The 21,094-nt window shown below is 69.3% G+C and carries 16 protein-coding genes and 1 pseudogene; 12 read left to right on the plus strand and 5 right to left on the minus strand.

Going from position 1 to position 21,094, the window contains the following annotated elements; genetic code table 11:
• The first annotated feature begins 144 nt into the window (after positions 1-144).
• Genes ABGB10_RS22455 through ABGB10_RS22480 form a run of 6 tightly spaced genes read left to right on the plus strand, consistent with a single transcriptional unit; the run spans position 145 to position 6,705 of the window.
• On the plus strand, positions 145-1,449 hold the full coding sequence (locus ABGB10_RS22455) for a glycosyltransferase (protein ID WP_347662865.1): 1,305 nt from the start codon (positions 145-147) through the stop codon (positions 1,447-1,449).
• A 25-nt stretch (positions 1,450-1,474) separates the two neighbouring features.
• Positions 1,475-2,548: a UDP-N-acetylglucosamine 2-epimerase (non-hydrolyzing) gene (wecB, locus tag ABGB10_RS22460; RefSeq protein ID WP_347662866.1), complete on the plus strand. Its 1,074-nt coding sequence runs from the start codon at positions 1,475-1,477 to the stop codon at positions 2,546-2,548.
• 27 nt (positions 2,549-2,575) lie between these two features.
• Positions 2,576-3,376, plus strand: coding sequence for an acetyltransferase (locus tag ABGB10_RS22465; protein ID WP_347662867.1), 801 nt, complete (start codon positions 2,576-2,578; stop codon positions 3,374-3,376).
• On the plus strand, positions 3,364-4,377 hold the full coding sequence (gmd, locus tag ABGB10_RS22470) for a GDP-mannose 4,6-dehydratase (RefSeq protein ID WP_347662868.1): 1,014 nt from the start codon (positions 3,364-3,366) through the stop codon (positions 4,375-4,377). The genes ABGB10_RS22465 and gmd overlap by 13 nt, the downstream gene beginning before the upstream one ends.
• Positions 4,374-5,585: a glycosyltransferase gene (locus ABGB10_RS22475; RefSeq protein ID WP_347662869.1), complete on the plus strand. Its 1,212-nt coding sequence runs from the start codon at positions 4,374-4,376 to the stop codon at positions 5,583-5,585. The genes gmd and ABGB10_RS22475 overlap by 4 nt, the downstream gene beginning before the upstream one ends.
• A 40-nt stretch (positions 5,586-5,625) precedes the next feature.
• Entirely contained in the window at positions 5,626-6,705 is a 1,080-nt protein-coding gene (locus tag ABGB10_RS22480; protein ID WP_347662870.1) for a DegT/DnrJ/EryC1/StrS family aminotransferase, read from the plus strand.
• 23 nt (positions 6,706-6,728) lie between these two features.
• Here ABGB10_RS22480 and ABGB10_RS22485 read toward each other — a convergent pair whose 3' ends face one another.
• A complete protein-coding gene (locus ABGB10_RS22485; protein WP_347662871.1) occupies positions 6,729-7,985 on the minus strand; it encodes a hypothetical protein in 1,257 nt (418 codons plus the stop codon).
• Entirely contained in the window at positions 7,982-9,211 is a 1,230-nt protein-coding gene (locus ABGB10_RS22490) for a hypothetical protein (RefSeq protein ID WP_347662872.1), read from the minus strand. Before ABGB10_RS22490 ends, ABGB10_RS22485 begins: the two co-directional genes overlap by 4 nt.
• Before the next feature lie 352 nt (positions 9,212-9,563).
• On the opposite strand from ABGB10_RS22490, the pseudogene ABGB10_RS22495 reads away from it, so the two are divergent.
• The 4 genes and pseudogenes from ABGB10_RS22495 to ABGB10_RS22510 form a co-directional block, all read left to right on the plus strand.
• Positions 9,564-9,895 (plus strand): annotated as a pseudogene (locus ABGB10_RS22495) (hypothetical protein); the annotation flags it as partial.
• Positions 9,895-10,053 carry a hypothetical protein gene (locus ABGB10_RS22500; RefSeq protein ID WP_347662873.1) on the plus strand — a complete coding sequence of 53 codons (159 nt, stop codon included), beginning with the start codon at positions 9,895-9,897 and terminating at the stop codon, positions 10,051-10,053. The pseudogene ABGB10_RS22495 and the gene ABGB10_RS22500, both read left to right, overlap by 1 nt.
• 379 nt (positions 10,054-10,432) lie before the next feature.
• Positions 10,433-13,537, plus strand: coding sequence for a M14 family zinc carboxypeptidase (locus ABGB10_RS22505; RefSeq protein ID WP_347662874.1), 3,105 nt, complete (start codon positions 10,433-10,435; stop codon positions 13,535-13,537).
• Between the two features lie 91 nt (positions 13,538-13,628).
• A complete protein-coding gene (locus ABGB10_RS22510; RefSeq protein ID WP_347662875.1) occupies positions 13,629-14,564 on the plus strand; it encodes an NAD(+)/NADH kinase in 936 nt (311 codons plus the stop codon).
• A gap of 28 nt (positions 14,565-14,592) precedes the next feature.
• Here ABGB10_RS22510 and pgm read toward each other — a convergent pair whose 3' ends face one another.
• Together pgm and glgC are read right to left on the minus strand one after the other, a co-directional pair.
• Positions 14,593-16,236 carry a phosphoglucomutase (alpha-D-glucose-1,6-bisphosphate-dependent) gene (gene pgm / locus ABGB10_RS22515; RefSeq protein WP_347662876.1) on the minus strand — a complete coding sequence of 548 codons (1,644 nt, stop codon included), beginning with the start codon at positions 16,234-16,236 and terminating at the stop codon, positions 14,593-14,595.
• A gap of 31 nt (positions 16,237-16,267) precedes the next feature.
• Positions 16,268-17,500 carry a glucose-1-phosphate adenylyltransferase gene (gene glgC, locus ABGB10_RS22520; RefSeq protein WP_282261160.1) on the minus strand — a complete coding sequence of 411 codons (1,233 nt, stop codon included), beginning with the start codon at positions 17,498-17,500 and terminating at the stop codon, positions 16,268-16,270.
• A gap of 72 nt (positions 17,501-17,572) precedes the next feature.
• Here glgC and glgA point away from each other — a divergent pair, with 72 nt between their 5' ends.
• Positions 17,573-18,805, plus strand: coding sequence for a glycogen synthase (glgA, locus tag ABGB10_RS22525; RefSeq protein ID WP_347662877.1), 1,233 nt, complete (start codon positions 17,573-17,575; stop codon positions 18,803-18,805).
• Here glgA and ABGB10_RS22530 read toward each other — a convergent pair.
• Positions 18,777-19,721, minus strand: coding sequence for an inositol-3-phosphate synthase (locus ABGB10_RS22530; protein ID WP_347662878.1), 945 nt, complete (start codon positions 19,719-19,721; stop codon positions 18,777-18,779). The genes glgA and ABGB10_RS22530 overlap by 29 nt on opposite strands.
• A gap of 108 nt (positions 19,722-19,829) precedes the next feature.
• Here ABGB10_RS22530 and ABGB10_RS22535 point away from each other — a divergent pair, with 108 nt between their 5' ends.
• Entirely contained in the window at positions 19,830-21,080 is a 1,251-nt protein-coding gene (locus ABGB10_RS22535; RefSeq protein ID WP_347662879.1) for a DUF222 domain-containing protein, read from the plus strand.
• Positions 21,081-21,094: the final 14 nt, after the last annotated feature.

Here is a 21,094-nt window from a genome sequence, read left to right on the forward strand (position 1 = left end):
CTCGGGCCACCTGCCTCCACTCGGGCAACGAGCCAGGGGCGCATGGAGGAACGGTAAATCCGGTCAAATTGCCACTCCAGGTGGTTACCTGACGTTTATCCGCCCACTCGAAGTTCGGATGCCATGAGCACCCGAGACATCACGTTGCGTGACCTGTTCGGTGGTATCTCGTTAACCCCCTGGCAGTCGCTGAACGAACCGGGCGCGCCGGCGCCAACGGCGTTGAACTGCCGTAACCCCCTGACAGGATTAGAAATCACGATGACAACACCCACCCGAACCACCGTGCTGCTGTGCGACCTGGTGCCATACCGCCACTCCACCAGGACCCGGAAGATCGCGGCCACCGTCGCGCCCGGCAGGCCGGGCGAGGTTCGCGCGGTCACTCTGGCCCGAGTGGGCCGGCTGGGCATGAGCGACACCCCGGGCCGATCCTGCATCGACGGCGTCGACGTGGAGAATCTGCCGGTTCGAGAGATCGACGACCGGCGGAACCTCACCGCCTCCGTCCGGAACCTACTCAGGTATCTACCAGCGATCTGGCGGCTGCGCCGACGGGTCCTCGCCACCCCGGCCCGGACGATCTTCGTCGGCCAAATCGCCTTGTTCTGGCTCGGCATCGCTCACCGCCGCCGCTGGGGCAGCGAAGTGATCATCAGCAGCCGCGAATTGCCCGGCGGCGTACGCACCAAGGGCTCGCTGGCCACGTGGTTCTCCCGGGTCGAACCGTGGATGCTCCGCCGCGCCGCGCGTCGACACAAGTTCACCGTAGTGGCGGTCTGCGACAGTCACGCCGACCGGTTTCGCGAGCTCGGCGTCAAGGACGTGCTTGTGGTCCGGAACGTGCCCCTAGCCTCTTTCGCGCCGCGCTACACATCGCCGCCGTCAGGCGCCGATCTGCGCCTCGCCTGCGTCGGCAGCCTCTACCCGGGGCGGGGCATCGAGGTGCTGATCGACGCCGTGGTCGCCGCCCGGGCGGCCGGCGCGCCGGTGCGACTCACCATCACCGGACCGGCGGGCAGGGAGTACCGGCAGTTGCTACGCGATCGGATCGACGCCGCAGAGGCCGGTGGTTACATTGCCCTGGAGGAGGCCTGCGCCACCGACGAGGTGCCTACCTGCTACCAGCGCTCGCACATCGGTACCGCGCTGTACGAGGCAATCGATGCGGCCAACGATTCGCTCTCGAACAAGATCTTCGAGGGTGTGGTGGCCGGCCGGCCGGTAATCGCCGGGAACCTCGCCGAGAACCGCGCGCTGGTCGAGCGCCACCGGCTGGGCTGGACCATTCCCGTGGAGGTCGCCCCAATCCGGGACCTGCTGATCCGGTTGGCCGCCGACATCCCGGCCGTCCGTGCCCATGCTGAGCACTGTCACGAAGTCGGTCGGACGGAGTTTGTCTGGGAGATCGAGACACTGCCGCTGCAGAAGCGTCTGATCGGCGCCTGACGGCACCAACACCGAGGAGATCTGCATGTCCGTTCAGGTCCTGCACGTCACCGGCGCGCGGCCGAACTTCCCGAAGGCCGCACCGGTCGTCCGCGCCCTGCGGGAGCACGGCGTCGACCAGCGGTTGGTTCACACCGGCCAGCACTACGACGAGCAGATGTGCGACGTCTTCTTCCGACAGCTCGGCCTGCCAGAGCCGGACGTCAATCTTGGTGTGGGCTCGGGCAGTCACGCCGTCCAGACCGGAACCATCATGGCCGGCCTCGAGAGCCTTTTGTCGCAGGAGCAGCCCCGTCTCGTCGTGGTCTACGGAGACGTCAACTCCACTCTGGCGGCGGCACTCGTCGCCGCCAAGCTACGAATCCCCTTCGCGCATGTCGAGGCCGGCCTACGCAGCTTCAACCGGGCCATGCCGGAGGAGATCAATCGCCTGGTGACCGACCGGCTGGCGGAGATACTCTTCGCCACCAGCCCGGACGCGGTGGCGCACCTCGCGAGCGAGGGTGTGGCCGCCGACCGGATTCACTTCGTCGGCAACCCGATGATCGACACTCTAATGGTCAACCTCGACCGGTTAGACGCGGTCCGAATCCGCGCGGCACTGCGGCTGCCTGAGCAATACCTCGTCGCAACGCTGCACCGTCCAAGCAACGTGGACGATGCTGGCGATGCCGCTGAACTCGCGAAGGCGGTACATGCCTCAGCCGACCTGCTGCCGGTCGTCATGCCGGTGCACCCTCGGGGACGGGCCAGCCTCGCGGCGTCGGGCATGTTCGACCATCCCCGGGTGCGGGTGGTGGATCCGATGGGCTACGTGGAGTTCCTCAGCCTGGTGCGGGGCGCAGCCGCGGTAATCACGGACTCCGGTGGCGTCCAGGAGGAGACCACGGTGCTCGGCATCCCGTGCCTGACCCTGCGGCCCGACACGGAACGACCCGTAACAATCACCCATGGCACGAACCAGCTGGTAGACCGGGCCGGCTTGGCGGTATCGGTGCGGGCGGCACTCGACCGGAAGCAGCGAGCTCCGCGTACACCCCCGCTGTGGGACGGGCGGGCTGGCGAGCGGATCGCCGATGTAATCGCTGACTTCCTCTGAAGGCTCCGCTCCACCATTTTCTCCATCTTGACAGCATCTATAGATGAAAGTCCGTTAAGTACATATTGCAGCCTGTATAAGGAAGACATGGGGACCAGGAACGACAGCCTTCCCGCAATGCCCGCTGGTGGTGAACGCAGCGTCGACCTCGTCGTGCTCGGCTCGTCGGGCCACGCCCGGGAGGTGATCTCGATCGCCGAGTGTCTCGGCGGGTATCGGGTGTTGGGGTGCGTCGGTCCCCGGCCCGCCGAGATCCGCCCTCTCCCAACGCCGTGGCTGGGCGACGACGACTGGCTGGCACAGGCACCGGCCGCCGTCCAATACATCATCGGGATCGGCGCCGGCCGCATCCGGGCGCGGCTGGACCGCAGCGCCTGCCGACTCGGCCGGCGCACGTCGTCGCTAGTGCACCCGGCAGCTGTGGTAGGCCCCCGGGCTTCGCTCGACGACGGATGTGTGTTGTGGCCAGGCGCGATCCTCACCACAGACGTCGCGCTCGGCCGGCATGTCCACATCGGAACGAAGGCGAGCGTGGGGCACGACTCGACGCTCGGAGATTTCGTCACGCTGCTGCCGGGATCCACCGTGGCCGGCTCCACCAGCATCGGAGCCGGCGTGACCATCGGGGCGGGCGCGACGGTCATCGACGGCATCTCCATCGGAACCGGGGCCATGGTCGGCGCCGGCGCGGTCGTCATCCGCGACGTACCCGCCGACAGCGTCGTTGTCGGTGTTCCGGCCCGACTCCTGCGTTCGAACGAGAACCAGGACGACACACCGGAATCGAGTCACATTCCAGTCATGAGAGGCACAGTATGGGACGCGTAGCACTGATCACCGGGATCACCGGCCAGGATGGCAGCTACCTGTCGGAGCTCCTGCTCAACAAGGGCTACACGGTGCACGGGATCAAGCGGCGGTCGTCCAGCTTCAACACCGAACGCATCGATGGGCTGGACCTTCACCCCCGACATCCGGACGCGCGCTTGTTCCTGCACTACAGCGATCTCGCCGACCCCGGCTCGCTGACCTCGCTGCTGCGCGACATCCAACCCGACGAGGTGTACAACCTTGGGGCTCAGAGCCACGTGCGAGTCTCCTTCGACATTCCCGGCTACACGGCGGACGTCACTGGTGTCGGGGCGATCCGGATGCTTGAGGCAACCCGAGTGGCCGACGTGAACTGCCGCTTCTACCAGGCGTCGTCTTCAGAGATGTTCGGCTCGACCCCGCCGCCGCAACACGAGGACACCCCATTCCACCCGCGCAGCCCGTACGCCTGCGCCAAGGTCTACGCCTACTGGTCGGCGGTAAACTACCGCGAGTCGTACGGGATGTACTGCGCCAACGGCATCCTGTTCAACCACGAGAGCCCTCGACGCGGCGAGAACTTCGTCACCCGCAAGATCACTCGAGCGGTGGCCCGGATCGAGGCGGGCATTCAGGACAAGCTCTACCTCGGCAACCTGGACGCCATCCGAGACTGGGGCTACGCACCTGAGTACGTCGAGGCGATGTGGCTGGCCCTGCAGCAGGACAAGCCCAACGACTACGTGGTTGCTACCGGTGAGGGGCACACTGTTCGCGAGTTCGTCGCAGCCGCCTTTGACCACGTCGGCCTGGATTGGCAGAAGTACGTGGTTACCGACCCGATCTACTTCCGTCCCGCGGAGGTGGACGCACTTATTGGCGACTACCGCAAGGCGCGGCAGAGCCTCGGTTGGGCGCCAAAGACTCTCTTCGCGGACCTCGTGCGCGTCATGGTGGACGCGGACCGGCATCTGCTCGAGGACGAGCGGATGGGTCGGCTCGTCCGGGTGGATCGATGAGGGTCCGGGTCGAGGCCACCCCCATTCGGCCAGGCCACTCGGCAGGCGTCGCGACGTTCACGGCCGGGCTGCTTAACGGCCTCGCCGAAGGTACCGACCACGCCCTCGCGGTGACCGTTCGGCGGGGCACCGTGGACAGTTGGCGCCAACTGGTTCCGGATGCCCGTCTCACCTGGTCCGAGGCCACTCTGGCCCTGCGGACCGACAACCGGGTCGGTGACCTGCTGCGACGGTGCACTCCGCGACGGGTGCACTCCTCGCTGACCGTACGCCGCGTGCTCAACACGATCCGACAACGCGCCAGGGGCACCGATCCGGATAACGCGGGCGTGACGTTGCACCCGTTCCACTGCGTACCGGCCGGGGATGGCCTCAACGTCGTGGTCGTGCACGATCTGAGGCACCTGCACCCCGAGTTCGGCTCACCGGGCTACGCGGCGGTAATCCGCGAGAACGTGGCCCGAGCGGCCGCCGTCGTGGTGTCCTGGCCGCACCCCTACCGGCAGGTCCGCGACGCCTTCCCAGAGGCAGGGGACAAGACCGTCCTGATCCCGCCGCCGACCTTTCAGGCGGCCCCGGACAGGTCACTCGCCGCCCCGGAGCCCGACCTGCTGGTGTACCCGTCGTCCACAGGACCGCACAAGAACCATCGGACCCTGCTGGAAGCGATGGCCCTGCTCCCCGAGTACCGGTTGGTCTGCCCCGGTCCATTGCTCGAACCGGAGGCCAAGCGCCTACTCGCGCGCATCTCGGAGCCCGACCTGCGGGGTCGGGTCAACTTCCCGGGCTACGTCTCCACCGCCGAACTGCACGCGCTGTACGCCCGCGCCGCCGCGATGGTCATGCCATCGCTCTGGGAGGCAGCCAGCGGCCCGGCCTTCGAAGCGTTCAGCTGGGGACTGCCGCTGGTCTGCGCGGACGTCGAGCCGCTGCGGGCCCAATTGGAGTTCGTCGACGGCGAGGCTGGCATGTTCTCGCCGACCGACCCTCCATCGTTGGCCGACGCGGTGAGACACGTGCTCGCCGACCGGGAGTACTACGCCGACGCCTCAGTGCGCGCTGGCCACCGGCTGGCCGGACGTACCTGGGTCGACACGGCCCGGGATTACGCGGCGGTGTTGGAGTGGGTCGCCGGTGGCCAGCATGGCGAAATCCCCCGATCCGCCTTCATTGCCGACACCGCCGGCAGGGGGAGCCAGGATGACTAACGAAACACGCTACCCGGTGGCCAGCCCGAGCCTCTCCGGATTGGAGGAGCGTTATTTGCTCGATGCGTTGGGCAGTGGCTGGATCTCCTCACAGGGACCGTATCTGCGCCGGTTGGAGGAGGAGTTCAGCGCCCGCTGCGACGTGACCGACACCATCGCCACGAGCAACGGCACTGTCGCGCTGCACCTGGTACTCGCGGCCGCCGGGATCGGTCCCGGCGACGAGGTGATCGTGCCGGCTCTGACCTACGTGGCCACAGCCAACGCGGTCACCTACTGCGGCGCGCGGCCGGTGCTCGTGGACGTGCGCCCCGACACCTGGTGCATCGACCCGGAACAGGTGCAGGCTGCGGTCGGCCCGCGGACCCGCGCGGTCATCGCGGTTGACCTCTATGGTCATCCCGCCGATTACCCGATGCTGCGGAAGATCTGCTCGCGTCACGGCCTGCTGCTGGTCGCTGATGCGGCCGAGTCGTTCGGGGCGTACCTCGACGGTCGGCCTACCGGCTCGCTGGCTGACGTGAGCACCTTCTCCTTCTTCGGCAACAAGGTGATCACCTGCGGCGAGGGTGGCTGCATCACCACGTCGGACCGGGCCTTGGCCGACCGGATGCGGCTGCTCCGCAACCAGGGCATGGATCCGCAACGCCGCTACTGGTTCCCAATGATCGGCTTCAACTACCGCATGACCAATCTTGCCGCCGCGCTGCTCTGCGCCCAACTCTCCCGCGCCGATGACATCATCGGCAAGCGGGAGGAGGTAATCGGCACGTATGAGCGCGAGCTGGTGGGTTCGTCATTACACCGCCAGCCGGTCGCCGCAGCAGTGCGGCGGGCGCCATGGATGGCGTCGTTCCTGGTCGGTGCGGAAGGCGACGAGGTCGCGCGGGACCGACTCGCGCGGGCGCTGGACCGGCTCGGGGTGGAGACCAGGCCCTTCTTCGTACCGGTTTCGGCATTGCCTTCCTACGGCGGTGATAGCGGTGCTCAGCCGGTGTCCACCGACCTAGGCCGGCGCGGGATTAACCTGCCGACATACGCCGACCTCACAGACAGCGACCTCAAGGTGATCGTCGAGCGGGTTCAGGCAGCCCTCGCCACCTCCCCCCGGGCGGGGTGAGCAGAACGGAGCCCGCCACCCCCTCAGGCCGGCTGCGGCACGGGCCTAGCCCTCTCGACCCGGCGGAGCAGCGTCACATAGCTCCACCACCAGATCACCGCACTCGCCAGCGCCATCACCACCATCACGATGGCGGCGCCACCGGCGCCGAATAAAATCGCTCCCCCGAGCACGGCGGGAACCCGCGTCGCTCCAAGCAATGTGCCGAAGAGCAACGCGCGGGGACCCGCACGCTCGACTCGGTGCCCGGCGAACGCGACTGTCGCGGCCACAGTCAGCAGACTCTCCAACGCCAGCGCCGCCAGCAGCGGCTGAGCGCTCTCCCAGTTCCGCCCCAACAGCCATAGGCCTGCCCCGTCAGGCAGGAGCGCGACCGCCACGGCGAGCGGCGCGGTGCAGCCGATGACGATTGCCGTCACCCGGGCGGCCGCCCGAATCCGGAACGTGCCAGGCGCCTCCCGCGACCGTGCCAGATAAGGAATCATCAGCGCACCCGCAGTGCCGAGCAGTAGGTTGACGGGTCCAAGCATGGTACGGCCGGCGCTCAACGCCCCGACCACGGCAGCCCCGGCGCCTGCGGCCGTCACGGTCAGCGCGAGGTGGGCCGACCCAGTGGTGACGAGAAACTGCGCGCCGAAGCTCACCGCGAGCCGCGTCTCACCAGGACTCATCCGCCACGCCGGCACCATGCCGTGTCCCTGATGCCACGCTGCCAGGCCGCCGAGTAGGGCGCCCCCAGCGGCCCAGATCGCGAACACCGCCGCAGGGCCCACGAACCGGAACAGACCCAGCAACACTGCCAGGACGGTCAAGGTGGCCCACAGCAGTTCCTGCCCACACGCCAGTTTCGGCCGGCCGACGCCGAGACTGACCGCCTTGGTGTAGTCATAGAGCACCAGCCCTGGCAGGGCCACACCGGACACGAGCAGGTAGGGCGAGCCGGTGGCGAGCGCCGCCGCCAGAACGGGGAGCGCGGCAACGGCGCCGACCGCGAGCGTCCGGCGGGAGCCCTCATTCGCTGCCATGGTCGCCGCACCTGAGGCCAGAACGGCGTCGGTCACCACCGCCCGGGTCAGGCCGGAGGCGAGGATGTACAACGAGAAGGCGATTGCGAACCACCCGACTCCGGCCACCGTCTCCTGACGGGCGACGGTCACCGAAAGCAGCAGGTTGCCTGCGCTGGAGAGGCCGCCGACGACCAGCGCGCGGGACGCCCGTCCGCTGGTCACACGCCGGAGCAGGCGCTGGATGCTGGGCCAGGTGGACGCCCCGAATCTCATCGCACCGGCCAGGCTGGCACCCCGCCGTGATCGAAGGTCCTCCCGCTCAGTGTGTCCCGCCCACCGCTGCGCGTCCGGGTCGCTAGGACCACGGCGAGCACCGGCAACGCCGAGACCATGTATTGCACAAAGGCGATCATTGCGTCGGGGTAGGTGCTCGACCAGAGCAGCGGGCCCCCCATTGCGAAGCTCAGCACGGAGAGCCGGGCCGGTCCGGGCGCCCGTCGCCAGCGCAGCAGGATCACTGCGAGCAGTGCCCAGCAAGCGTGGAAGGCCACCACACCAACCGGCCCGCTGAAGAAGTAAATGTTACCGAGAGCGAGGAAGTTGTACGACGAACTAGCGCCGCCGCCCAGGTACTGGTTGATGTCAGATCCAGTGGTGATTGGCGGGCGGTCCGGGTCGACCAGCCGGGGCACGAGACCGTACCAAACATAGTCCGTCAGTCCGGGCTGGCGCAGATTGACCGGCACGTCGATGGTGGCCACCTGGGCCAGTTGAGCATCGACCCGGAGCCGCCCTGTGGCCGAGCTGTCCTGGGACACCGCGATCCCACGGTCCGCGCGGAGGTCGTTGCGCAACGCGAACATCGTTGGCCAGGCAAGAAAGAGCACCGCAGCGGCGACCAACAGCAGGCGAGCGCGGAACACACCACAAATTGCGCCCACGCTCGCCACGAAAAAGAGGTATCCCAGCATCGGAGCCAGGATCGCGGTGAACGAGGCAACCGCGAGTTGGGCACCGACTAGGGCGAGTGTCCAGGCGTAGACGCCGCGGCGCCCAGTGCGGCCACCGAGGAAGCTCGCCAGCAGCAGCGCGAAGGCGAGAAACTTCCAGCCCACGACCAGCGAGGTCAAGTTGGCCAACGAGGAGGGCCCCTGGCTGGCCACCTGGCTCTCGATCGTGCCGCGACCGGCGATCGCCCCGGTGAGATCTGCGGCGATGCTCACCGCCGCCGCCAGGCGGGCGAGGAGATAAATGCGGGGGAACCGCGAGTTGGCTCGCCGCAACGCCTGTTGCCACCCGGGCGAGGGACGCATCACCAGCAGCGCCACCGTCTCCAGCGTCACCGTCCCGGCCAGGGCCATGGCGAGCACGCGCAGGATGAACCCCGTCTCGGGGTTGTCATTCGCCACCGCCATAGGCACGATCAGCACGGCGTACGGTGCCAGAATGACGGCTGTCACCGGATAGCGCCGCAGCACGGCGCTGAGGTACTGCCGCATGGGCATGCCCTCGGACGCCCGTCGGACCGCGGCACCGGCCCGATGGCGGCCCGACTCCGGCGTCCAACCGGGACGCCGACCGCGAGGGCCCTGGTCATCGATCGGGATCGCCGCCCCGAGCCTCGGAACCACCGCACCAGCGAAGCGTGTCACGACGCCCCCTCGACATCCCACATGCATGTGCTCACCTGTACGCAACGAGGACATCACGGACAGGTCACGGACCGGCTCCGGGTGGCACCACGTTTACCCACCCGCCGGCTGCCTACAACGACCCTCAACCGTCGCCACACCTTCCGGCACGGCTGCCGATCCGGCATAGGTATGGTGAGCTACAACCACGAACCGCACCCTGCTCGGGCTGGTGCTGCACCCGACGCGGGACGTCACCGAGATCGTCGAGATCATCGCCGCCTGGGCAGCCCGGCAGAGCAACGGGTCTCGCCACGTGCACCGAGACCGACACCGGGTGCCGGCGAGCGTCGTGGTGCTGCCCACCAAGGAGTTGCCCAGCGGGTGAACGCCTTGATCCGCATCGGCGGGGACGGCACCGACATCGTGGCCTTCAACGACGTGGCGCTGGTCCGCCATCCGGGTACCGGCTTCGTCAACGCCGCCCTGGCCGTGGACGGCCAGCGCTACAGCTACTACCGCTGCGACGCACTGGTAGCACCCCGACCGGCTTGACCGCGTACAGGCTACGCGGCCGGCGGCCCGCTGGCCTCCCCGGTCACCGGCCGAGTACGACTCTGCCGGACGCCAACGGCAAGACCAGCACGGTCACCGGGGACAGCTGCACCTCGGGTTGGGTGGAGCAGTTGCACCCGTTCCTCGAGCACTAGCAGGGCGCCGACTGCTCGCCCACCGGAAGCACCGGCATCTGGACCGCGGCGACCGGCACGTCGAGTGGCTGGAAGGAGTTCGTGGTCGATCTGTCCGGTTACGTCGGCAAGCAGGTCGAGGTGTCGATCTCGTACGCCTCGGAGTGGGCCACGCAGGTTTCGGACCGGCGGCAGCAGCGACTCCTTCAGGACGTGCGGGAGAGATGGCGTCCACCGAGGTCGACGTCGCTCATCCGCCAGCGCCTGGGCAGCACTACCCGACCGTCACAGCTGGCACCGAAGCCGGCACGGGCAGCAACGACACACCCATCGACCGATTGACAGCGATCAGTCCACACCGAAAGCTCGCGCCTACAGGTCCTTCACCCAAGGAGGCGCGATGAGACCGAGACGACTGGCGATCGCCGGCGTGGTCACCCTGCTCGGCGCACTGGCACTGACCCCACCCGCCAGCGCGCGGCCAGCATCCGAACCGGGCGCCCGCGACGGCCTGGAGGTCTACGTCGGCACGGTCGACGCGAAACAGCGGGACCAGCTACGCGCGGCGGGCGTCGACCTCGGCGACGACGCGAAGACCGACTCGGCCGGGCGCACCACGGTCGAGACGGTGCTCAGCCGCCGGCAGGCGAAGCGGCTGACCGACCAGGGCGTCCCGTTGACGGTGAAGAAGGTGCGCGGCAAGGACGCGTCGCAGGCGCTGCGGGAGCAGGCGGCGGCGGGCTGGACGGCGTTCCGGCCCTACGGTGAGCCGGGCGGTCTGCGGGACGAGCTGAACGCCACCGCGGCCCGATATCCCAAGCTGACCAAGGTGCAGACGATCGGCCGCAGCCAGCAGGGTCAGCCGATCCTGGCCGTGAAGGTCACCAAGAACGCGCGGACCGTCGCGGACGGGAAGCGGCCCGCCGTGCTCTACGCCGGCGCGCAGCACGCCCGCGAGTGGATCACGCCGGAGATGACCCGCCGACTGATGCACCACGTGCTGGACAGCTACGGCACCGACCAGGAGATCACCAAACTCCTGGACACGACCGAGCTGTGGTTCCTGCCGGTGGCCAACCCGGACGGCTACGACTACACCTTCACCCCGGGCAACCGACTGTGGCGCAAGAACCTGCGGGACAACAACGGCGACGGACAGATCACCTCCGGCGATGGCGTGGACCTCAACCGCAACTTCAGCTACAAGTGGGGGTACGACAACGAGGGTTCGTCACCGGAGCCGAACAGCGAGACCTACCGGGGCCCGGGCCCCAACTCGGAGCCGGAGACCAAGGCCCTGGACCAGCTTTTCAAGCGGGTCGGGTTCGAATTCTTCGTCAACTACCACTCGGCGGCCGAACTGCTGCTCTACGGCCTCGGTTGGCAGGTGAGCACCCCCACCCCGGACGACGAGATCTACAAGGCGATGGCCGGTGACGACGCGCACCCGGCGGTGCCCGGTTACGACCCGGACATCTCCGCCGAGCTGTACACCACGAACGGTGACACCGACAGCCACGCCACCGTTCGGTACGGCACGCTGGGCTTCACCCCGGAGATGTCCACCTGTGAGGCCGCCTCGGCGGTCGACCCCGACGACGAGTGGCGCCCGGAGGACTGCGTCAGCGGCTTCATCTTCCCCGACGACGAGGGGTTGATCGCCGGCGAGGTGAGCAAGAACCTGCCCTTCGCGCTGGCTGTGGCCAAGTCGGCGGCGGACCCGGACGAGCCGGTCTCGGTGGTCGGACGGAGCACCCCGGACTTCGTGGTGGACTCCTTCGACACCTCGTACGGGCGCACCCAGCAGGTCGCCGCGATCACCCGGCGGGCGCTGAAGAACGTGAAGATGCACTACACGGTCAACGGCGGGCGACCGAAGACCGTCGCGGTCCGCGAGTGGCGCGGCGGTGAGCGCTATGGCGGCACGCACGACGACTACTACGCGGAGCTTCGCGGCACGGTCGGCGGCACGAAGCCGGGCGACCGGGTGGAGGTCTGGTTCACCGGTAACAAACCCCGGTCCGGAGTGGTCGCGAGTGAACACTTCACCTACCGGGTGCACACCGACGTCGGCGGGGACGTGCTGGTCCTCGCCGCGGAGGACGTCACCGGCCTCAGCCCGGCGCAGACCGGCACCACCGCGAAGTACGCCGACGAGGTCGCGGCATCGCTGGGCGCCGCCGGGCGCAGCAGCGACGTGTACGACTTCGACACGATGGGCCGCAAGGCACCGCACCCGCTCGGTGTGCTGTCGCACTACCAGGCCGTGGTGTGGGAGACCGGTGACGACGTGATCATGCGCTCCCCCGGCCAGGTCGCCGGCACCACGGCCAAGGCCGCGCTGGAGACCGAGCTGGCCGTCCGGGACTACCTGAACGAGGGTGGGAAACTCCTGGTCAGCGGCCAGTACGCGTTGTTCGCCCAAGGCGCGAACGGTTCGTACGTCTACCACCCGGACGCGCCGCCGGAGTGCACCAACGCCGACGATCTCACCTGCCTGCCGCTGCTGAACGACTTCCAGCAGTACTGGTTGGGGGCGCACACCTACGTCAGCGACGGCGGCACCGCGCCGGAGGGCGAGCCGTTCCCGGTCGCCGGACGCGATGGCGCGTTCACCAGCTTCGACGGGCAGCTCAACGCGCCTGGGTCGGCGGAGAACCAGGGGCACACCGCGTCGTTCCTGACCACGTCGAGTTTCCTGCCGCCGGACGAGTTCCCGCAGTTCGCCAGCTCCGCGCCGGTGGGCTGGACCCGACCGGGTGGCGCGCCGTTCGACCCGCGTACGGGTGAGTGGTACCTGCACAGCGGGCAGGCCGACGAGTCGTACAAGCGGCTCACCCGTACGGTCGACCTCAGCGGGGCGACCAGCGGAGAGCTTCGTTTCTTCACCTCGTACGAGATCGAGCAGAACTGGGACTTCCTCTTCGTCGAGGCGCACGAGGTGGGCAGCGACGACTGGACGACCCTGCCGGACGTCAACGGCAAGACCAGCACGGTCACCGGGGAGAGCTGCACCTCGGGTTGGGACCAGTTGCACCCGTTCCTCGCCCATTACCAGGGCGCGGACTGCTCCCCCACCGGCAGCACCGGAAGCTGGAACGCGGCGACCGGGACGTCGAGCGGCTGGAAGGAGTTCGTGGTCGACCTGACCGCGTACGCCGGCAAGCAGGTCGAGGTGTCGATCACGTACACCTCGGACTGGGCCACCCAGGGCCTCGGCGTCTTCCTGGACGACGCCCGGGTGGTGGTCGACGGGTCGACCGTGGCGGAGACCTCGTTCGAGTCCGCCGACCTGGGCGGCTGGACGGTGGCCGGGCCGCCGGCCGGCTCCGGTGGCAACGCCAACGACTGGTCGCGCAGCCAGCAGGCGTTCGAAGAGGGCTCGGTGGTGGTCACCGGGGACACGGTGTACCTGGGCTTCGGGTTGGAGGGCCTCTCCCCGGCGGCCCGCGATGACCTGGTCGCCCGCTCGTTGACCCACCTCACCGGTCAACCCCGCCCCTGACGGCGGCGAGGTGCGCCGGCGGTCCACGGACCGTCGGCGCACCTTCGGCGTACGCCGGGTGCGCCCGCCACCGATGTGATGAGCTGTACGGGTGTCGGGGCTGGGACTTGTGCTGCACCCCACCCGGGATGTCACCGAGGTGGTCGGGATCATCGAACGGTGGGCCACCCGCCATCACAAGACGCTGGTGGTGCGCGAGGAGGACCGGCACCGCGTCCCGTCCTGCGTCGAACCGGTGCCGGCGGACGAGGTCGCCAGCCGCTCCAACGCGTTGATCAGCGTCGGCGGCGACGGCACCATGCTGGGCGCGCTGCGTTCTGCCATCCGCGACCCGAAGCCGGTGCTCGGCGTACACCTGGGTCGTCTGGGGTTTCTCGTCGAGATCGAGCCGCCGGAGTTGCCCGAGGCGCTGAGCCGGCTGCTGTCGAAGGACTTCACCGTCGAGTCGCACGCCTGCCTCGCCTGCGACGTCTGCGGTGACGACATCGTGGCGTTCAACGACATCGCGTTGGTCCGCCAGCCGGGCTCCGGTTTCGTCAGCGTCACGCTCGCCATCGACGGCCAGCAGTACGGCTACTACCGCAGCGACGCCGTGGTGGTCAGCACCCCGATCGGCTCGACGGCGTACAGCTACGCCGCCGGTGGCCCACTGATCTCCCCCGCCTCGGACTCGCTGGTGATCACTCCGGCGGCGCCGATGGCCGGTATCTCCCGGGCGGTGGTGCTCTCGCCGGACGAGAAGATCCGGTTGGAGCTGCAGCCCAACTCGTCGCCGGTCGTGGTGGAGATGGACGGGGTGGTGTTCCGGGACGCGGCGACGGAGGGGACGGTGGACATCTCGTACCGTCGCAACGCCGGCCTCGTGGTCCGCTTCGACCCGCTGCGCTACCAGGAGCGCAACCAGTTGAAGATGACGCTGCTCGACCTGCCGTTCCTCCCCGAGCAGCTTCGCGAACTGCTGCCCGAGGAGTTGCGCCGACGCAGCGGCACAGCACTACCCCCACCCGCCGACCCCCCACCCTGCTGAGCGCACGCGGGGGGTGGGGGTGGGCGGGTCAGGCCTGGGTCAGGGCCTGGTCTACCAGGGTTTTGGCTTCTGCCTGGATCTGCTCGAGATGGTCGGGGCCCCGGAAGGACTCGGCGTAGATCTTGTAGACGTCCTCGGTGCCGGACGGGCGGGCGGCGAACCAGCCGGACTCGGTGCTGACCTTCAGGCCACCGATGGCCGCGCCGTTGCCGGGGGCGGTGGTCAACGTCGCGGTGATCGGCTCACCGGCCAACTCGGTGGCGGTGACCTGCTCCGGCGAGAGCTTGCCGAGCACGGCCTTCTGCTCGCGGGTGGCCGGGGCGTCGATCCGCGCGTACGACGGGGCGCCGAAGCGCTCGGCCAGCTCCGCCCAGTGCTCGCTCGGGCTGCGCCCGGTGGTGGCCAGGATCTCGGCGGCGAGCAGACACAGCAGCAGACCGTCCTTGTCGGTGGTCCAGGTGGAACCGTCGCGGCGTAGGAACGAGGCCCCCGCGCTCTCCTCACCGCCGAAGCCGACCGCCCCGTCGAGCAGGCCGGGCACGAACCACTTGAAGCCGACCGGCACCTCCAGCAGCGGCCGGCCCAGGTCCGCGGCGACCCGGTCGATCATCGACGAGGAGACCAGGGTCTTGCCCACCGCGGCGGCCGGACCCCATTCGGTACGGCTACGGAACAGGTGACCGATCGCCACCGCCAGGTAGTGGTTGGGGTTCATCAGGCCGGCGTCCGGGGTGACGATGCCGTGCCGGTCGGCGTCCGCGTCGTTGCCCGTGGAGATCTGGTAGTCGGCACGGGCGGCGATCAGCGACGCCATCGCGTTCGGCGAGGAGCAGTCCATTCGGATCTTGCCGTCGCCGTCCAGGGTCATGAACCGCCAGGTCGGGTCGACCGTCGGGTTGACCACGGTCAGGTCCAGCCGGTGCCGCTCGGCGATCTCGCCCCAGTACGCCACGCTCGCCCCGCCGAGCGGGTCCGCTCCGATTCGCACCCCGGCGTCGCGGATCGCGTCGATGTCGATCGCCGCCGGCAGGTCGTCGACGTAGTGGGCGAGGAAGTCGTACTCCCCGGTGGTGTCCGCGGCCCGGGCCCGCGCGTGGGTGATCCGGCGGACCTCCTTGAGCCCGGCGGCGAGGATCGCGTTGGCCCGGTCCTGGATCCACCGGGTGACGTCGGTGTCGGCCGGACCGCCGTTGGTGGGGTTGTACTTGAAACCGCCGTCGTCGGGCGGGTTGTGCGACGGGGTGATCACGATGCCGTCGGCGAGGCCGCTGGTGCGGCCCCGGTTGTGGGTGAGGATCGCGTGCGACAGCGCCGGGGTGGGGGTGTAGCCGTCACGGCTGTCCACCAGCACGGTGACCCCGTTGGCGGCGAGCACCTCCAGCGCGTCCACGGCAGCCGGCGCGGACAGCGCGTGGGTGTCCCGGGCGAGGAAGAGCGGCCCGTCCAGCCCCTGCTCCCGCCGGTAGTCGCAGAGCGCCTGGGTGACCGCCAGGATGTGGTCGGAGTTGAACGCGTTGCGCAGGCTGGAGCCGCGGTGGCCGGAGGTGCCGAAGGAGACCTGCTGCGCCGGGTCCGCAGGATCCGGGTGCTCGGCGTAGTAGGCGGTCACCAGGCGCGGCACGTCGACCAGATCGGCGGGCTCGGCGGGCTGGCCGGCACGGGGGTGGGTCACTGCGGGATCCTCCTCGGGAAGTGCGGGTCGGTCACGGCTCGACCTTCTGGCCCTTGCCGATCACCACGATGCCGTTGTCGGAGACGGTGTAGCGCTGCCGGTCCTTCTCCAGGTCGACGCCGATCTCGACGCCCTCCGGGACGAACACGTTCTTGTCCAGGATGGCCCGCCGGACCACCGCGTGCCGGCCGATCTCCACACCCTCCATCAGCACCGAGCCCTCGACGTGCGCCCAGGAGTGCACCCGCACCTTCGGCGACACGATCGAGTTCTCCACCAGCGATCCGGAGATCACCACGCCCGGGGAGACCATCGAGCCGACCGCGCGGCCGACCCGCTCACCCCACTGGTGGACGAACTTCGCCGGCGGCCACGGCGGTTGCTCGGTGTAGATCGGCCAGTCGAAGTTGTACATGTTGAAGACGGGGTGCACGTTGATCAGATCCATGTGCGCGTCGTAGAACGAGTCGAGCGTCCCCACGTCGCGCCAGTAGCCGCGATCCCGGTCGGTGCTGCCCGGCACCTCGTTGTCGCGGAAGTCGTAGACGTTCGCCTCGCCCCGTTCGACGAGCATCGGGATGATGCTGCCGCCCATGTCGTGCTTGCTGGTCTTGTCTTCCGCGTCGCGCTCGACCGCCTCACAGAGCGCCCGGGTGGTGAAGACGTAGTTGCCCATCGAGGCGTAGATCTCGTCCGGCGCGTCGGGCAGGCCGACCGCGTCGGTGGGCTTCTCGCGGAACGCCCGGATCCGCTTGCCGTCCTCGCCGACCTCGATGACGCCGAACTGGTCGGCCATCGACAGCGGCTGGCGGATGCCTGCGACGGTCACCGCGGCGCCGGAGGCGATGTGGTCCTCGACCATCTGCCGGGGGTCCATCCGGTAGATGTGGTCGGCGCCGAAGACGATCACGTAGTCGGGCTGCTCGTCGTTGATCAGGTTGAAGCTCTGGTAGATGGCGTCGGCCGACCCGGCGAACCACCACGGGCCACGACGCTGCTGCGCGGGCACCGGGGTGACGTAGTTGCCGAGCAGCGTGGACATCCGCCAGGTCTTGGTGATGTGTCGGTCGAGGGAGTGGGACTTGTACTGGGTCAGCACGACGATCTTGAGATAGCCGGCGTTGGCCAGGTTGGAGAGGACGAAATCGACCATGCGGTACATCCCGCCGAACGGGACGGCCGGCTTGGCCCGATCCGTGGTGAGTGGCATCAGGCGCTTGCCCTCACCACCCGCCAGGACGATCGCGAGCACCTTGGCAGCCATGCCACGACGCTATCCACCCTCGTCGGACTTCACCACTCGTACGGGGACTCTTCTGCACTAGGGTGCGGGGTCATGACGGAACCCACCCCGCTGCGCGTCGATCTGCTCACCCGCGAGTACCCGCCGGAGGTCTACGGCGGCGCGGGCGTGCACGTCGAGTACCTGGCCCGGGAGTTGCGCCACCTCACCGACGTACGCGTGCACTGCTTCGGCCTGCCGCGCACCGAGCCGGGCGTCACCGCGTACACCGAACCGCCCGGCCTGACCGGTGCGAACGCCGCGCTTCGGACGATGGGCGTGGACCTGGAGATGGCCGCCGGCGCGGCCGGCGCCGACGTGGTGCACAGCCACACCTGGTACGCGAACCTGGCCGGACACACCGCGAAGCTGCTGCACGGGGTGCCGCACGTGGTGACCGCGCACAGCCTGGAGCCGCTGCGGCCGTGGAAGGCCGAGCAGCTCGGCGGCGGCTACGCGCTCTCGTCCTGGATCGAGCGCACCGCGATGGAGGCCGCCGACGCGGTGATCGCGGTCAGCGGGGGGATGCGCACCGACGTGCTGACCGCCTACCCGCAGATCGACCCGTCGAAGGTCCGGGTGGTCTACAACGGCATCGACACCGTGCAGTACTCCCCGGACCAGGGCACCGACGTGCTGGACCGGCTCGGCATCGACCCGTCCCGCCCCAGCGTGGTCTACGTGGGCCGGATCACCCGGCAGAAGGGGCTGCCCTACCTGCTGCGGGCCGCCCGGGAGTTGCCGGCGGACACGCAGCTCGTGCTGCTCGCCGGCGCGCCGGACACGGCGGAGATCGCCGCCGAGGTGCAGGAGCTGGTCGCGGAGCTGCGGGCCAACCGCTCCGGCGTGGTCTGGGTCGCCGAGATGCTGCCCAAGCCCGAGGTGATCCAGGTGCTCACCCACGCCACGGTCTTCGTCTGCCCGTCGGTGTACGAACCGATGGGCATCGTCAACCTGGAGGCGATGGCCTGCGAGACGGCGGTGGTGGCGACCGCGACCGGCGGCATCCCCGAGGTCGTGGCCGGCGACGAGACGGGTCTGCTGGTGCCCATCGAACAGGCCACCGACGGGTCCGGAACCCCGTTGCGGCCGGAGAAGTTCGTCGGTGACCTGGCGGCGGCGATCAACACGCTGCTCGCCGACCCGGCGCGCACCGAGCGGTTCGGCCTGGCCGGTCGCCGGCGCGCCGTTGAGCACTTCTCCTGGGACTCCATCGCCCGGCAGACAGTCGACGTGTACCGCTCGGTCGGCGCCGACCTCAGATCGCCGTTCCCGGAGGCGACTTGAGCAGCGACGTCGCCTCGGCGGAGTAACCGCCACGCCCGTTCCGTAGCGCGCTCGCGGCGATGCGGATCAGGTCGATGTTGACCCCGGCGGCACCGCTCGGGTCGTGCACCTTCAGTTTCACGTCGAGGCTCACCGAGGTCTCAGCCCAACCCTGCGCCTCGAGGTTGAGGTGAGCCACCTTCTGCGACGCGAGATGCGGCAGGTACCCGAGCGGGGCCACCTCGACGCTGTCGGCGCCCGACAGCGCGTTGAGCTTGGACTGCTTCTTGGTGTCGGGGTTCTCGACCAGGTTGCGGAAGTCCTCGGTGCCGCCAAGGTTGACCTGGTAGGAGCTGACCAGGGTGAGGCCCCGCTCCTTCAGTAACCGCAGCAGCGCGTTGTGCAACACCGAGGTGCCGAACTGGCTGGCCAGGTCGTCGCCGAGCAACGGCAGGCCGGCAGCTTCGAACCCGCTCAGCAGCCGTGCGTCGCGGGCGACCGGGTCGGCGGTGGTGTTGATGAAGGCGACACCCGCGGTGAGCGCTGCCTCGGCGTACGCCTGGGCGGTCGCCGGCCGGCCACTCGGTGCCGAGTAGAGCAGCACCTCCGCCCCGGCCAGCGCCGCCGCCACCCGCTGCACCTCGCTCGCGTCGACGAGGCCCTTCGTGACCGGCACACCCGCTTCGGGCAGGTCGCAGTTGAGCCGAGGGAAGTTGTTGGGCGCCAGGAAGATCGCCTCGGTCAGGTCCCGACCGATCTTCTCCTCGGAGGTGGCGAAGGCCGCCACGACGTCGATGTCGCCCACCCCGAGCCCGTCGACGATCGGCCTGCGGATGCCGACCAGGCTGCCGCTCTGGCGGTAGAGCGCAAGCCCCTGCACCAGTGCCGACGTGTTGTTTCCGACCCCGACAACCGCGACCTTCACCGGTTTGATCATGGCGGCAGGCTACGTCGCCTCCGCGCATTCCGGTGGCCCTGACGATCGGCTGCGGCGGGGCGATCAACGGTGTCGGAAAGTGTCGTACAGGTGTTCTAATCTCCAATTGTGATCGATGCGTTGGAGCAGGCCGAGGCTGCGGTGGCGGCCTGCCTCGACACGCCCGCCTGGGCTTCCAGCGAGCACGACCTCGTCGCGGCACTGGACGCGGTGCACCGCGTCGAGCAACGCCTGGCGGCGGTCAAGCTGACCCTCGTGCGGGAGCTGGACGGTCGTGGCACCGCAACCGCGCAGGGCGCGTCCTCGACGGCGGTGTGGCTGCGGGACCGATTGCGGCTCGGGGTCGGCGTCGCCCGTCGGCTGGTCGAGCTGGCCGCGGCCCTCGACGCCGCCCCGCCCGGGGTGCGTGACGCGCTGGCCAGCGGGGTGGTCGACGTGGAGCAGGTCCGGGTCATCGCGGCGACGGTCGAGACCGTCCAGAGCACGGCCGGCACGGCCGCCGCCGACAAGGCCGTCGGCGTTCTCGTCGACTGGGCGACGCAGTTCGACGCCGCCCTGTTGCGCCGGCTCGGCACCCGCATCCTCGACCACGTCGCCCCAGGCGTCGCCGATGCCGCCGCCGAGGCGGCGCTGCGGGCGCAGGAGTCGCGGGCCACCCGGGACCGGCACGTCACGATCAGCGAGCAGACCGACGGCAGGCTACGCCTCACCGGCATCCTCGACACCGAAGCCGCCGCCGCGTTGCGCGCCGCCATCGACCCACTGTGCGCACCCACCGGGCCCGACGACGTCCGCACCCCGGGGCAACGCCGCCACGACGCCCTGGCCGACGTGTGCCGGCTCGCCCTTCGTACCGGTGAGCTACCCGAGAATGGCGGGGACCTCGCCCAGGTCGTCGTCACCACCGACTACGACGAGCTGACAGGACAGCTGGGCACCGGCGCGCTCGACACCGGCCTACACCTCAGCGCCGAGGCCGTGCGTCGGCTCGCCTGCGACGCCGCCATCCTGCCCGCCGTGCTCGGCGGCGCCGGTCAACCACTCGACGTCGGCCGACAACGCCGACTCATCAGCGGTCCACTGCGACGCGCCCTGGTGCTGCGCGACCGGGGCTGCGCGTTCCCCGGCTGTGACCGCCCACCGCGTTGGTGCGACGGCCACCACATCCGGCACTGGGCCGACGACGGCCCAACCTGCCTGGCCAACGCCGTGCTGCTCTGCGGCCACCACCACCGACACGTGCACCACGGCGACTGGGTCGTCCAGCTTGGCGGCGACGGGCAGCCGGAGTTCATCCCACCGGCCTGGCTCGACCCCGAGCAGATCCCCCGCCGCAACCACTACCACCGGCGCAACTAGCTGGACAGTCGACC

Origin of the sequence: Micromonospora sp. B9E7, from assembly GCF_039871815.1 — a bacterium.
Lineage (GTDB): Bacteria > Actinomycetota > Actinomycetes > Mycobacteriales > Micromonosporaceae > Micromonospora.